At 49.2% G+C, this 14,239-nt stretch carries 10 protein-coding genes; 3 read left to right on the top strand and 7 right to left on the bottom strand.

Translation table 11 applies throughout. From position 1 onward, the window contains the following. The first annotated feature begins 2 nt into the window (after positions 1–2). From rsxG to nth, 3 genes are read left to right on the top strand one after another with little or no spacing between them, the layout of a single operon-like run. The gene (rsxG, locus tag ACXI0A_RS10680; RefSeq protein ID WP_476151079.1) at positions 3–635 is read left to right on the top strand and encodes an electron transport complex subunit RsxG; all 633 of its coding nucleotides are present in this window, start codon (positions 3–5) and stop codon (positions 633–635) included. Further along, positions 632–1,333 carry an electron transport complex subunit E gene (locus tag ACXI0A_RS10675; RefSeq protein ID WP_224928761.1) on the top strand — a complete coding sequence of 234 codons (702 nt, stop codon included), beginning with the start codon at positions 632–634 and terminating at the stop codon, positions 1,331–1,333. Before rsxG ends, ACXI0A_RS10675 begins: the two co-directional genes overlap by 4 nt. Beyond that, positions 1,330–1,962: an endonuclease III gene (gene nth, locus ACXI0A_RS10670; protein WP_476148965.1), complete on the top strand. Its 633-nt coding sequence runs from the start codon at positions 1,330–1,332 to the stop codon at positions 1,960–1,962. The genes ACXI0A_RS10675 and nth overlap by 4 nt, the downstream gene beginning before the upstream one ends. Before the next feature lie 111 nt (positions 1,963–2,073). Here nth and ACXI0A_RS10665 read toward each other — a convergent pair whose 3' ends face one another. The 7 genes from ACXI0A_RS10665 to ACXI0A_RS10635 form a co-directional block, all read right to left on the bottom strand. Then, positions 2,074–5,448 carry an ImcF-related family protein gene (locus tag ACXI0A_RS10665; protein ID WP_476151081.1) on the bottom strand — a complete coding sequence of 1,125 codons (3,375 nt, stop codon included), beginning with the start codon at positions 5,446–5,448 and terminating at the stop codon, positions 2,074–2,076. A gap of 35 nt (positions 5,449–5,483) precedes the next feature. Continuing rightward, the gene (locus tag ACXI0A_RS10660; RefSeq protein ID WP_479485253.1) at positions 5,484–6,602 is read right to left on the bottom strand and encodes a hypothetical protein; all 1,119 of its coding nucleotides are present in this window, start codon (positions 6,600–6,602) and stop codon (positions 5,484–5,486) included. A 5-nt stretch (positions 6,603–6,607) separates the two neighbouring features. Beyond that, positions 6,608–6,862, bottom strand: coding sequence for a PAAR domain-containing protein (locus ACXI0A_RS10655; RefSeq protein WP_476148969.1), 255 nt, complete (start codon positions 6,860–6,862; stop codon positions 6,608–6,610). Between the two features lie 238 nt (positions 6,863–7,100). Further along, complete coding sequence (gene yiaA, locus ACXI0A_RS10650) at positions 7,101–7,541, bottom strand: inner membrane protein YiaA (RefSeq protein ID WP_476148971.1); 441 nt, start codon at positions 7,539–7,541, stop codon at positions 7,101–7,103. A 259-nt stretch (positions 7,542–7,800) separates the two neighbouring features. Beyond that, the gene (locus tag ACXI0A_RS10645; protein ID WP_476148972.1) at positions 7,801–8,895 is read right to left on the bottom strand and encodes a T6SS immunity protein Tli4 family protein; all 1,095 of its coding nucleotides are present in this window, start codon (positions 8,893–8,895) and stop codon (positions 7,801–7,803) included. Next, positions 8,896–10,497 carry a PGAP1-like alpha/beta domain-containing protein gene (locus ACXI0A_RS10640; protein WP_476148974.1) on the bottom strand — a complete coding sequence of 534 codons (1,602 nt, stop codon included), beginning with the start codon at positions 10,495–10,497 and terminating at the stop codon, positions 8,896–8,898. It lies immediately after the preceding gene. Between the two features lie 2 nt (positions 10,498–10,499). Then, positions 10,500–13,016, bottom strand: coding sequence for a type VI secretion system tip protein VgrG (locus ACXI0A_RS10635; protein ID WP_476148975.1), 2,517 nt, complete (start codon positions 13,014–13,016; stop codon positions 10,500–10,502). Positions 13,017–14,239 lie beyond the last annotated feature (1,223 nt).

Here is a 14,239-nt window from a genome sequence, read left to right as displayed (position 1 = left end):
TGATGTTCGATGCTATTCGTAAAAATGCCGTGACGCTGGCGGCGTTTGCAGTGATCACCACCGGCGTCACTGCCGTGGTGAACTATGTCACCAAGCCCACGGTGGAACATCAGACGGCGCTGCAGCAAAAGAACCTGCTCGATCAGGTGGTGCCCACCGAGATGTATGACAATCACATTCAGCAAGAGTGTTTCCTGGTGACGGATGCAGCAGCATTAGGCAATAACCAGCCGCATCATCTCTATCTGGCACGTAAAGGTGACAAGCCTGTCGCCGCAGCGCTTGAGACCACCGCGCCAGACGGCTATTCAGGTGCGATTCAGATGTTGGTTGGTGCCGATTTCCAGGGCAAAGTACTGGGCGTGCGCGTAGTGGAACACCACGAAACACCAGGGCTGGGCGATAAGATCGAACTGCGTATTTCCAACTGGATCAACAGTTTTAACGGCAAAGTGGTACACGGTGCCGACGACAAGAACTTTGCGGTGAAAAAAGACGGCGGTGAATTTGATCAATTTACCGGTGCGACCATTACCCCGCGCGCGGTGGTCAATGCCACTAAACGTACCGCACTACTGATTGAAACGTTGCCAGCGAAGCTCTCTTCGCTGCCCGAATGTGGAGATGCACCATGAGTGAAGCGAAAAACCTGCTGGTTGGCGGCCTGTGGAAAAACAACTCCGCCTTAGTGCAGCTGCTCGGCTTGTGCCCGCTGCTGGCCGTGACCTCAACCGCCACTAACGCCCTCGGTCTTGGCCTGGCCACCACGCTGGTGTTGACCATCACTAACAGCGCCATTTCGGCGTCGCGTCGTTGGGTGCCGGCGGAAATCCGTATCCCAATTTATGTGATGATCATCGCCTCGGTGGTGAGCTGTGTGCAGATGCTGATTAATGCTTACGCTTACGGCCTGTATCAATCACTGGGTATCTTCATCCCCCTGATCGTGACCAACTGTATCGTTGTGGGCCGTGCGGAAGCGGTAGCGTCGAAAAGCAGCATTCCGCTCTCCGCGCTGGATGGATTTGCCATTGGTATGGGCGCGACCTGCGCGATGGTGACCTTAGGTTCAATTCGTGAATTGATTGGTAGCGGCACGCTGTTTAACGGTGCTGACCAACTGCTGGGCCCCTGGGCTAAAGCGCTGCGTATTGAAGTGTTCCATTTCGATTCACCGATGTTGCTGGCCATGCTGCCGCCAGGTGCGTTTATCGGTTTGGGTATGTTGCTGGCGGGTAAATATCTGATCGATCAGAAAATGAAGCAGCGTGCCGCCTTACGTGCCTCTGAACCTGAAGCTGCCCCGCAGGGTGAAACCGGGAAAGCGGTGTGAACAAGGATAAGCGACTGGAAATTCTCACGCGTCTGCGTGACGACAACCCGCATCCCACTACGGAACTGAACTTCAGTTCACCGTTTGAACTGCTGATTGCGGTTTTGCTGTCCGCGCAGGCCACGGATGTCAGCGTGAATAAAGCCACGGCGAAGATGTATCCGGTGGCAAATACCCCTGCCACGATTCTGGCGTTAGGCGTGGATGGCGTGAAGGAGTACATCAAGACCATCGGCCTGTTTAACAGTAAGGCAGAGAATGTGATCAAAACCTGCCGCATGCTTATCGAGCAGCATGGCGGTGAAGTCCCCGAAGATCGGGCAGCACTAGAAGCCCTGCCCGGTGTCGGACGCAAGACCGCCAACGTGGTGCTGAATACCGCCTTTGGCTGGCCGACCATTGCGGTGGATACGCATATCTTCCGCGTCAGCAATCGCACCCGCTTCGCGCCCGGCAAAAATGTCGAAGAAGTGGAAGACAAGCTGATTAAAGTGGTGCCTTCCGCCTTTAAAGTCGACTGTCACCACTGGCTGATCTTGCACGGCCGCTACACCTGCGTAGCACGTAAGCCGCGCTGTGGCTCCTGCCTGATCGAAGATCTGTGTGAGTTCGACGCTAAGGAGTCTTAGTGTTCGCCAGGGGCTTCAGCCACGGCTCCCACAGAGAAACAGACTCCGTGGCCAGCGCGCGAAGATGGTTCGCATCCAAACCGCAGGCATTAATCAGGGATTGCAGTGGCATTAGTCTTCCTCGCTGACAAAAGTTTCATTCGGCACGTCCGGTGTATCACTGATAATGAAAATGTCTGCCGGAAGCGTAAAATTGCGCAGCTTCAGCAGCGCCAGCGGTCCCTCTCCGGCTTCGGTTCGCAGAATGTAGTTCAGCGGGCTGCCGTCAGGAGCCTGCCAGATGAGCTGCCAGCTGCTGCTGATGCCCGGATTAGCGCTGACCTGAGCCTTATCCAGCAGGCGAATCAGGCCCCAGCTCCCCGGCATGTCACCATACTGGCGGGTGCCGGCCTTCGTGCTTATCCAGCTCAGAGATGCGCCCGGCGCTTCGGTGTCAGCCGGCCAGGTGAAGCGTTTCCACACTGGCTGCTGATTCATATAGGTGAGCTTCTGGCTGTCGATAATCAGGTCAGTCTGCATAACGCCTGCAGCCGTGCCGGGGCGCAGCTCAAAATGCAGCCCGGCCTCCCCGCTGGTGAACACCACGTCAGAAATGCGGCTCAGCTGATTAAGCGCCTGCAGAAAGGCCGGATTAAAGGTCAGTCCCTGGGCGTTGATGCTGTCCGGTACCCAGCGGGTGCCTTCGCGATGCAGTACGCCGCTCAGACGCGACTGCAGGAAGCGGGTGATGCGCCCATTGTCCGCGTTCAGGTATTTTGCCAGCAGTGGCAGTGACACTTCACTGCTGACATTTTTGAACGGATAACGGCCGCCAAACGCGCTGTTCCACTCGTTCACCACCGCCTGCTGCCACTGGGCGTTAAGGCTGCCCGCAGCGGGCATCAGCACCTGCTGCCAGGCCTGCTCCATCGGGCGCACAAACACCGTCAGCCCGAAGCCGCTCCACTCCTGTCCCAGCCCGGCGGCGACCAGGCTGCCGTAATCACGCGTGTCAGTCAGGTCAACCGTTTTCCCCTGAAACACCGTCTGCGCCAGCGTCTGCGTCATGGCCTGCGGGTCTGCCGCGTTGGTGACCTGCTGCAGGCGCAGACGCACCTGAGTTACGCGCGTCAGGAAGGTGCGCAGGTTCATGTTGCTGCTGCCCTGACTGTCAGTCAGCGCCAGCAGCGGGCCGAAAGTGGCATCCAGCGGGCCGCTCGGGCCGCTGTTCTGGTCAATAGCTGGAAGCTTTTCACGGTTAAACAGGTTTTGCGCGGATTTCACCAGCGAGTCGCCAATCGCACCACCGCTCTGTGCGGTGCGGCCCTGCACGTTGAGCGTGTTCATCAGCGCCACCAGCGGCGACTGCCTGACGTCTGCCATCAGCGTGAGCTGGTCGATAGCGTCTGAAAGCGTCGCTGCCGGCTGCAGGCGCAGGCTGTTCAGGAAGTTCAGCCAGGCGGCGCTGTAGTCGGCAAAGTAACGGCTGGTCAGCCGCGTCTCCAGCGCTTCGGGTGAGGAAGCATCACCGGCGGGCGGCGGCGCATCACTGAGTACCCAGTCCATCTCCTCACGCCGCTCCCGCGCCACCTTTTCAATCGCGGGTTTAACGCCATCTTCCCAGGCCTGACGGGTGAACATGCCGGGCACCACTTCATCGGTGGTAAACAGCCGACCGGCATCCGTATCGCCGGTCATATCGGCCAGTCGCATATCGGCGTACTGGTGCGTCACCTCTGACAGCACCCGCTGATACTGCCGGGACTCGCTGTTGGTCACTCCCATCTGGCGAACCAGCAGGGCGCGCACCTGCCCGACCAGCTCCGGGTCTGCTTTCAGCGCCCACTCAGGGTGAGCACTGAGATTCTTGGCATAGAAAGCAAACAGCGGACTCCCGGCACCCTGCCAGTAAGCCTTGTCCAGACCCTGCCGTTGCGTCCAGTTCTGCATCAGCGCCTGGCTGAACCAGCGGGGGTCCATACGTTCAGGGCGCGTCAGCATCAGATACAATCTGAGCTGCGTGTAGGCCTGCTTTGACTGCGTTTCCCGCAATGGGCTGTCAGGTGGGAGTGCGGCATAGGCTTTCAGCGCGTCAGTAAGCTGCAAGGCTGCGGCGTCGCGCAGCAGGGGCAGCGCCGCCTCACGGTAGCGTGGCCACAGGGCGGACAGCAGTTCTTCGTTCTGACTCAGTCCAAGACGACTGTACCAGGGCGTACCATGCTCCTGGCGATACTGTAATTGTCCGATGGTGTCCTGAAGCATGCCCAGCGCAGCAAGCCGTTGTTTTAAAGATTGGTTGTTGTCAGAAGCGTTTTCAGCCACCTGTACGGCTTCACTGATAATGCTGCGATTGGCGGCAAAAGAGACCAGCATCCCCGCTCCCCACAGAATGACTAACGCACAGGTGGCTGCAGTGAGTATACGACTCCACTGCAGGCCAGAGCGAGATGGGCGAAGATGTGCAGGTAGTTCATTTGAAGACGCAGGCAGCGCGTCCCAGCGGTTATCGCGTCTCCAATGGTGCGGCACCGTATGTGCCATACCTTCCGACTGTGGGCTGAACACCATCCCCGCCAGCGGCAGAGACCGATGAACACTCTGCAGCGGAGAAAGCAGCGTAGTTATCGATTCAGGCACACACGCTAGCTGTTCCGCGAGACTCAGCAAAAAATGATGCTGCGGCGAACCCGCCGCCTGCTGAGTCCCCTGCTCGATGAGGTCCGCTGCCAGTGCCGCGAGCAATGCATCGTGTTTGCTGGTTGTAGAGGTCTGGAACCCCACGGCCTGAGTTATCCGGCCAGACTGCTCCCCAGCGCGTGGATGCATTGACCAGACGAACAGCGGCAGTCGCCAGCCGAGCGTATTGCAACGGGTCGATAACGCATGTGCGGTGGCGTCCATTATGACGGCAGAAGTCTTCTTTACAGAGGGCTGACCGGAGATGCCTACAAGCTGGTCGGCGGCTGAAGTCACCCAAATCATCGCGTCAGCGGGACGGCGGCGCAGACGCTTTAAAGCAATCAACCAATTTGCATCAGTTGCTGTTGTGGAATCCCCTCCCCACAACAGCAGCGTGCCGCCTTCTTCCTGCCAGAGCTGGTTGGTAAGTCCCGGTGCCAAACGCTCGACGTCTGACACGCTGCCCGTGATAAGAAAGATGCGAACTTTGTTTTTCCAAAAATGGCCGTATTGGTGGCGGAGAGCATGAGGGATATGCTTGAGAATAGCGCTGTAATTTTCAGTAGAAGTAATCTTATCCTGAGCTATTTCTTTGTCGTGTCCAACTACTTGTTGAGGCTTATATTTCTCTTGACCTTCACTAATTGACTTCCTCTGATAAAAATGAACAGCAAAGACAGCCATTATTAAAATGGCCACACATCCCCCCCAAACAAGCCAAATATATTTAATACTTATTCTCGATGTATTTATGTCACTTCTGAAAGTATAGATCAGGAATGCACTCACGCACGCAAGCGCTACGATTAATATTGAATATCCTGTCATACTTAAACGCCGAATGATCGGCGGAGATGTTGTTGTCATAAAAACAACTTCCTTGTAATCAGACACAATGAATAGGTTTTATCCTTGCTACCTGAGATTAGTAATTGGACTTCTCCAGTTTTAATTGCAGCATCAACTAACAATGAAATAGAAACAGGAAAGGATAGTGGTCCTGGCGGACCAAATGAATGATTAACAACCAAAAATGGATGTCGAGGAGGAAGCGCCCATTTTTTTTCTTCAGCATAGCGTACGATTGTAATCTTATCAGCCTCCTCAACTCCCGAAAGCCATACATGCTTCATTTCTGACGCCTCCAACCTGTTATACTCAGTCAGCATATCAAGTGATTTCGTCAGAGAGTTAGAATGCAAAAATCTTCCTACACCTGCTTTGACAAGCAATGAATCACTCTTGATCATCTCTGATGAACAGATAAGATTTGCGTTAATAAATTCACTATATCCGCATTTAACAGAGTTAGGCCAATCCTGTAAGGTTATAATCAGCGTAATTCCTTTAATGGTACAGGATTCAGAGCCTGAAAAGCATTGATCAGTTGCAGATACAATATTAGGCATTATGTCCCATTGTTTAAATACAGCTTGAGATATGGAAGATACTTCATGTTTTTCTGTTTTAAGTACAATGATATCATAAAGACTATTTCGATAACCTGGGCATTGTTTTTCCAGATCTTCGTCTAAGAAAATAAACTTGGAGCTTAAGTTCAAAAAATCATGGTGTAGACATCTACATTTAACCGGATATGCTGGAATGTCAGAAGGCTCTCCAATTAAAGTTTCACTTCCATTTCCTTCAGGACTCAGGATTATATTTGCTATTATCGGTGTTTGCCACATAGCCCAACGCTGCCAGTGAGACTTAGTAATTTCGGTCTGAATCTCCCATAATATAGCTGCGTTAGACGCTTGATCATAGCGAAACCAAATAAATCCTAAGATACATATCCATATTAAAACTGAAGGTAGCAAACCATTAATCATTACATCTCTGTAGCTATGATCCCTCAAAAACAAAATAGAGACCAATACCCCCAAGGAAATTAAAGCAAGAAAAATAATTGTCAGGAATTTAATGGATGGTTTCTTCAAATTTTTTTTGGGTGGGATATCTGGAATTGGCCAGTTCATTTTATTTATTCAACCATCTCATTTCGAAAGCTTATAACTTTGCAACCACATTCACATACGCAGTCGTGAACAACCACCTGAACGCCGTTATCAAACACTGTAGGATCGCCTTGTTGAATGTGGTTAAAACCATGCAGTGGGCATGAAACGCTATCTCCTACTAATGCAACCTGTACACCTTCGACATACATGGTTGATGTGGCTGATATAACCTTACCGCCGTGTGTTGTTGCATCGCCCAAGCAAGTCAGTGCTGGCATATACTTTACCTTTTAATTTAAACGGTGAGACGCATCATAAAAAGATGCTAATAAAAAACAAAATTCCAAAAATTATTTACATTGAATAACAAATAAAAACATGACCATAAAAACCCTCTCAATCATTAATGCGCACACTATTATATAAGCGCACTCTCAACCAAAGGTGTACTGAGACAAAAATAAAAAAATCTTTAACTGGATAATTCTAATCGGGCGCGTCACCGCCCAATAGTTATTAGCCTTGAGCGTTCTCAACGTCCCTCTTAGCTGGTGTAACCTGTTCGGTGAACTGGTTATCACGGGTATTCTTCTGAACGGCTACCGCACCAAATAATGCCATAAAGAATGAAACACCGTAAAAGCCTTTTTCGCTTGGCATCAACGTCGCATTTAACAATCCGATAACCAACAGCGCAACTGAAATCCCAAAGGCCACCAAGCAAACACCATGATACAGACGCGTAGTAGGTATATTTTCCTGACGATCGCGAACCGTTTTTTGCAATGAAACCGCAGCAAACAGCGCTAGAATCAAAACAGAGAAGTAGTAGCCTTTTTCATTAAGCTCCATCCCTGCGCGCCACAAACCGGCGAGATAAACCAAACTGCCGCCAATCATGGCTATCCAGGAAATAGCAATAAATGCGGGTGAAACTGGGATATTCTGCGTTTTCATAGGTATTCCTTTATTTTATTGAAATTAAGTTAAAATATTAAATATATTTCGCCACCTGAATTAAACCCAGACCAAAACACTAAGGCATTTCGCGCTATGCACACTTTTTAAATAGCCTCGGATTGATAACAATAAAAAATCAGCTGATCGAACAGACAATTTACATTGCATGGGATAATTTTTGGCAATAGGGAGGCGATATTCGGCACAAAAAAACTTTATACATGGTGTGCTTGAACTAATAATTAGGTAAAGCGGTCTATTTTGCTATCGCATTTGGGCGGATACGGACAGTGTCGGTAATCTGCTGCCAGATAGTTACAGCTTCTGCCTCTGTAAGACGTCCCTCGCCCTCAAGTCCCTGTTGAAGGAAAGTGAGAGACAACATAGGATTTAAGGGCGATGCTGTTTTCTCATTAATATTAATTGCAAAACGCAGAGCTTTTTCACCATAGGTGTCACTGAGCAATCCCTTTGCCAGCCACTGTTCTGCATACAATCCATTGATGCTACGGCGTCCACTGGAGATGGTATTACCTTCGGCTTGCTTGATGTTGCGCTCCATCATAGCGCCTCTCTCCAGCAGGGAATCGTCAGAGTCACTGTAGTTATCGCTATCAAAATAAAATGTAACTTCAGGGTATTTTAGAGAGATGTAGTTAGCACTAATCTCCTCATTTGGCTTAGTTATTCCATCCTTTATAAACAATTCTGGCAGACAGAATCCAGGTTCATTTGGTATTTCGTTCTCTTGCTTACCGGAAATACGCCTTAGCAAATCAGTTAGCTCAACCATTTTTTTGGGAACACTGTTACCATAGATCTCAGGGGTATCCTTACGATCTTTATCATAGCGAGGCGATAACCCATTTCTGGCTTCAATAGTTATTTCAACTGCTACACCGTTAGTGTAAAGGTGAGCTTCAAGCACTCGTGATGAATCGGGTACTTGGAAATATTCATTACGCTCAAATATCACCCCCTGCATGTCGTCAGATAAGAAATAAACTCCCTTTAGATACGGCATATCCAGTGGATTTAAAGTTTTCGTGGCTGATAGCTCAGCCTCTCTTAACCGAATTTTCTGTTCAAAAGCCGGTCGATAAATTCTTTGATACTTCACCGATGATGTATCAACAAACGCCATGACATCGTCAGACGTAATAGTAAATGTTTCCGGCAGGTCAACCAAATAGCGACCGACACAACGGGTAGTTCTTTCCTTTAAAAAATGTGTCACGTGTTCACGTTCCTCTGAAGTCAAATTTACTCTGAGTGGCAACCTGCTGTATCCATACCATCCAGCAATACCAGCACAAAACAAAAGCAAAGCAATGGCCGTTTTAACTTTCACTCAAACCTCAGTGTGTTTTTTTATCTGCTGAACAATTTTCACTAAGGCCCTTAAAGTAAACTGCTGTGCCTTCAAGTCCTGGAAAGCAGGTTCATGTTCGACAGAAACCTGAAATCGTGCCTTTAAAGAGTTCTCCGCGATACGCCCAGATCGCACAGGAACCGTGCCATCCCCTGCTTCCTCTGCAGGCAATAATTCGTAAGTCTGATAAATCCCTGTTGCCCATCCGCGACCGGACAGTGGAGAGGAAACACTTCGCTTGACTGACATTTCTGTTTTGTCCAATGCCCGACCTGCCTGCCCGTCACGCTGACGGTTTCGATTCAGCCACGCTTCTGCACGAGGGGTATTTGCACGCCAGCAGACGTCACCGTAGGCCCGATATGCCTCGTCTCCGCTGTAGAAGGCCCAACTTTGAGGGTGGTATTTTCCGGAGAGGCCTTCAATAAAGGGCTGAACTTTATCTTTTAATATTATGGCGAATTTTTGCCAGTCCTTGTCCCAATCGACTGAGTTCAGGCTTGTTCCAGGATCAATAAACTGCTCCTCACATAGTCCCCACCACTGGTCCTGTTTAAGATAAATTTCACTATAGGGACATTCGTTTGGAAGCGCATAGGTGTTTTTGTTGTCTATTATCTTTAACCAGCCTAAGCCATATTCTTTCCCCGGCAACAATTGCAGAGGTCCGGGAGCCTGAGAGAGTACAGCGGTCATGGTCTCAGCATCTGAGCCCAATACTTTCGCAGCTCCCCAGCCTTTAACGTTACCTGCACCGTTCTCTGTCCCAGCTTTCATTCTGCGATAAGTGGCTGCGGCTCCCAATGCTGGCATCACGCCATGTATCACACCAAGTACCTTATTTTCTCCACCGAGGATTTGGGTATAGTGCCGGGCAACAAGGCCCCCCATAGAGTGCGTAATCAAAATAACCTTCTCGCACTGCCGTCCTTTTAGCCGATAGAACTGGATTTTTTCATCAATGTATTTGTTCAACGTATCAGCTGAAACGGCGTTAGACTGAAGCCAGTTATACCCCATAGCAAAGACAGGAAAGAGGTAACAGAAAGTCAAATCTACCTCTTCCTTACTAACTGATATATCACCCACCTCTAGTTCAAGCGTGGTTTTCAGCAGATTAGTGCGCTCATTAGAATGACCATTTTCAAAGTCATTGAGAGTGTTTTGCAGCCAGTCAAGAAAAGTACCATAACTTTCATAACCTACTGTTCCCCACCCACGTTCCCGGCGAGTTTTAAGTAAAAAGGGTTCTTTTTTATCATTTATTTTTCCACCGTCATCCACAGTTGTCGTTTTTGGATCCAACTTTTTTCTTCGCGTTTTCCCATTTTCACCAAACCAGTACAAAACAAGCTCATCTTTACTATCTAGCCGCCAGATTTTTTTTCCTTTCTTATCGTTAACTCTTAAATTACTACCCATTACTCCCGGTATAAAAATGACTGGAATAACTCGATCTGGATACACGATACATTGCTGAACAATGTTTTTTTCTTTAGGCGTGCTATATAACTGATAACATGCATTGCCATTACCATCAAATGTTGGCTCAATATTTGATATACTATGTTTCTCAGCCATGGTTAACGTTCCTTGTTCAAGTTTAAATTAATTATGGCAATGTCAGCGAAATTCTGAGAGGCTATTTTCCCTGCACCATCTGAAGTAATCAATGTCTTCCCGAGATCACTACTCACATTCCCCCGATGACCTTTTACCGCTTCTTGGGTACCTGCCCAGATGAATTGCGTGTTGAGTTCATAATTACACTGCTGCCAGGTATTAAACATTTCGCTTGCACTCTGGCCTCCAAATTTTTGCCATACCGCTGCACGCTGAATAATTTTATCCGGGGCACCGCTCTCTACTTCACCGTTTCCTATTCGAAGATAAGCACCACCGCTACCCACCAGCACAATATCCTGTTTAGCACGAATAATGATGTTGCCTTCGCTACTGCTGATACGTACATCTTTCAGTGCATCCAGAGCAATCTCGTCAGACTGAGCCTGAATTTCAACTCTCCCCTTCGCTGCAAATAACTTAAGGCCTAGCTTCTGAGCAAACAGACTGATTGCTTCGCCCGCCGCGACCGTGAAGGATTTAAATGCGCTGAAGTCGGTATTTTTACAGCTGGTTGCAATGAGGTTTTCACCCGCTGAAAGTTGTAAGCTTTTAGCCGTGGTGTGCGCGATGCCACTAGGCGCAGAGAGTAATAGTGCAGACTGTTTGAGCTCGGTGAGAGCATCACTCAGCAGCGTTTTTTGAGTTTGTAAATCCGCCAACTCGGCCTTTGCCGTCTCCGCTGCGCCCCGCAAGGATTCGGTTAACTGTTGCGCCTTATTAAGTTCCCTGAGAGCATCCTGCATCGCTAACATTTGGCCATGCGCCTGCGGCTGAATATCCGCACTGATAAACACGCCTTTGCCACCACGAATAGCGATATGATTATCAGTGCGCAGTTCTGCACCTTCGCCACGAAGCTCACGCCGTGCATTGACATTGTGCCCCAGATTCAGCTGCGTCTTCCCGCCATACTCCGTACTGAGTTTAATATGCTCCTCTCCACGCTTGTCTTCCATGCGCAGCTTGTTTAGCCCTGCCGTACGGATAACATTACGGGTGCTGTTTTTCTCGGTGACGTGATCCACATGCCGTGAATCATGCAGCGCATGAGCGATATAAGGCTGGTCCGGGTCTCCCTCACGAAACGCTATTGCCACCTCCGTCCCCTGTATCAGCGGGAAATGGAAGCCGTACATATCCCCACCGTAAGGTTTCGCGAGGCGAACGGGCATGCTTTCCAGTCCGCGCTCTCTGCCCTCCTCGTCCGCATCAAACAGCACACGGTATAAACCAGACGCATCCTGCCAGGCATAGATGTCGTTGTCTTTCGCGCTGGTTACGCGCGCCGTCATGGTGCCGCTGACTTTAGGACGAGCAAGCAGTGCGGGGCGCCAGCAAAGCGTCTCACTATAGGGCACAGCATTCAGCGTGGCCTGGAAGGCTGAACGCCGGCTCGCACTGACATTGAGTCGGGTTATTAATACTGGACTCTGCAACTGTGCAGGCAGAGTGGGTATGCCTGTTTCGGTAACAGATAAAACATGTCCGGGGCTGATAAAAGCATCGTTGCAAATACCGGATATCAGCGTCTGCCGGGCAAGAAAACGTTCATGATCGAGACGGGCATAAAAGTTTGCGGTCTCGGTCTCGGGAACAAACTTATCACCGCTGTAGAGATGACGGGGACGATAGTGATAAACCTCCCCGTAAGAGATATTGTCACCATCACCTCGCGTCATATCGGCCTTCACTGACCGCAGCACGCGCTGTGCCTCTCGGTGGTTGTAATCCTTTGCTATTACACCCGCTTCGACTACGGTATGGGTCAGATTCAGGTTCCAGATGGATTCCTGAGCGTTATCTTCCTGACCCGAGGGACTGTTCAGCGGCAGCGACCTCTGATCTGAATAACCGCTCTGCGCGTCACCAAAACGGATGACCTCAGTCTGCGTGTCCGGCTGAAGTGTGAAGTAGTAGAAGATGCCAATTTCGGACAACAGACGCTGAACAAACTTCAGGTCACTCTCATGATACTGGTTAATCTGCTCTCTTTTAGGGTAGTCATGCTTCAGGCTGAACTCATATTCCCACCCCTGAAAACCATGCTCATCCAGGATCTGACTGACAACTTGCGGAACGGATTTATTCACAAAGAAACGGTGTGAGCGGAATTGCTTATCCAGAAGCGCAAAGCGGGGTTCAATGACGATAAGATAGCTGACCTGATCCGCGGAACCCGTCAGACGACGGAAGTCGGTGATATAGCCGTGAACAATCTTCTTCGATTCGGGTTCCAACAGTGAGCCGGTTCCCATAGTCAGCGTTACCGCTTTACGCAGCATCTGCTCTGGTGAAATGTCTTTATCCGGGCTGGTGAAAAGCACGCTGTAAAGGTAATTCAAACTCAGCGCCTCCATTCCCGTCAGGTTTTCCACGTCAATAGATGAATTGCAGGCTGGAATCAATAAAGAATAACGATTGAGTGTTGAGGAAATTGCCGATGCTGTACCTTGTATTAGGTCAGAGTGGATCATTGTCATTCTCTCCGTGATGACGAATTGTTATATCCCTCGTTAATTGCAGAGAGAATAAAGTCTGTAATATTCTTATTTGTTTATTAACGGTAGCTGCATTTTTATCAAGTTCACAAGAATTGACGTCATTGACATCTCATGCTTTTTTCATTGGGAATAACCGCCCCCTGTTATTGTCATGCGACTGCTGTGTCTACCAAAATCGATAAAGTCATATCCCGAACTCTTTAAACGCACCGTATTTTTCGTACCCGTAAAAATTGAGGCTCTTTGGCAACTCACTCGTAATCTGAAGCTGGAATAGCAACGGTCTAAGCACTGATGGAATTTGATGTTTGAACAGGCTGCTAACGTTGCGCGCGGGCATCCAGCAGCAGTTGGTGTTCCATAAGTGCTCACTCCATTTCAGGCACGCTACCGCCCCTGGCCGTTAACCGAGGCCTATAAGGTCTGAGGCATCTGTAAATCGGTGTATTTTTCAGAGGCGTAACCGCGCGGAGGCGAACTCCTGAAAAAGCGGACAGTGAACCGGTCACAGGGCTTACGCGGGGGCGCGATCGTTTCAGGAATCGGAATGAATGATTTTAAACTCCTTGTAAGTACAGGTTTTTATTCACGGCGCAGTTCAATCTGCTCCTGGTTGTTGTGCTTCTTTTTAAAAGTACCCTTGATGTCGTGCATCACTGGATTAACCTTCGCCACCCTACGTTCTCCATATAAACGAGAGGGGTAGCTCGATTTACTTATGCCCCCCTGTGGTGTGTAAGCTCGGACGTAAATTGAAACGGACTTTCAGAGCCCCAATTCAATAAGACTCCCTAATTATTTATCTCGAAAAAATATTGACAAAGAACATTGAGATCCTACCTATCCAGTAAATTTGATCGCGAATATAAAATAAATAACGGACCTAAATCAACACCCTGCCGTGATCGCTTGCAGCTGATTTATATAAGGAAATTCTTAAAATTTACTTTAAGTCACTGATAGCTAGCTCATAATTTAACCTGAATTATCTGAAAAAATTTTTAAGAAAATTTATTTTCAGGCCGTCACTTTGTTTACATCAGCACAAATCAGTAAGCCAAATTAACAACTTCCAGTGAGGGATTACTTTGGTGGGTTATTGCTGAAATCATTGCGCCCGGAGCGCATTGTCGGGGTTGAGGGTGGTGGAAAAAGCGCCGGCTCTCTCTGTTACACAAATAGCACTCAGTCTGGAA

The sequence above is a fragment of the Pantoea sp. C1E2 genome, from assembly GCF_056491465.1.
Note: the sequence above shows the minus strand (reverse complement) of the source record. Positions and strands in the feature narration are given on the sequence as shown.

What these genes read in the sequence shown, in the direction of transcription:
- ACXI0A_RS10660 (WP_479485253.1), bottom strand. Translation starts at nt 6,602, where the DNA reads ATGAACTGGCCAATTCCAGATATCCCACCCAAAAAAAATTTGAAGAAA.
- ACXI0A_RS10635 (WP_476148975.1), bottom strand. Translation starts at nt 13,016, where the DNA reads ATGATCCACTCTGACCTAATACAAGGTACAGCATCGGCAATTTCCTCA.
- yiaA (WP_476148971.1), bottom strand. Translation starts at nt 7,541, where the DNA reads ATGAAAACGCAGAATATCCCAGTTTCACCCGCATTTATTGCTATTTCC.
- ACXI0A_RS10665 (WP_476151081.1), bottom strand. Translation starts at nt 5,448, where the DNA reads ATGACAGGATATTCAATATTAATCGTAGCGCTTGCGTGCGTGAGTGCA.
- rsxG (WP_476151079.1), top strand. Translation starts at nt 3, where the DNA reads ATGTTCGATGCTATTCGTAAAAATGCCGTGACGCTGGCGGCGTTTGCA.
- ACXI0A_RS10640 (WP_476148974.1), bottom strand. Translation starts at nt 10,497, where the DNA reads ATGGCTGAGAAACATAGTATATCAAATATTGAGCCAACATTTGATGGT.
- ACXI0A_RS10655 (WP_476148969.1), bottom strand. Translation starts at nt 6,862, where the DNA reads ATGCCAGCACTGACTTGCTTGGGCGATGCAACAACACACGGCGGTAAG.
- ACXI0A_RS10675 (WP_224928761.1), top strand. Translation starts at nt 632, where the DNA reads ATGAGTGAAGCGAAAAACCTGCTGGTTGGCGGCCTGTGGAAAAACAAC.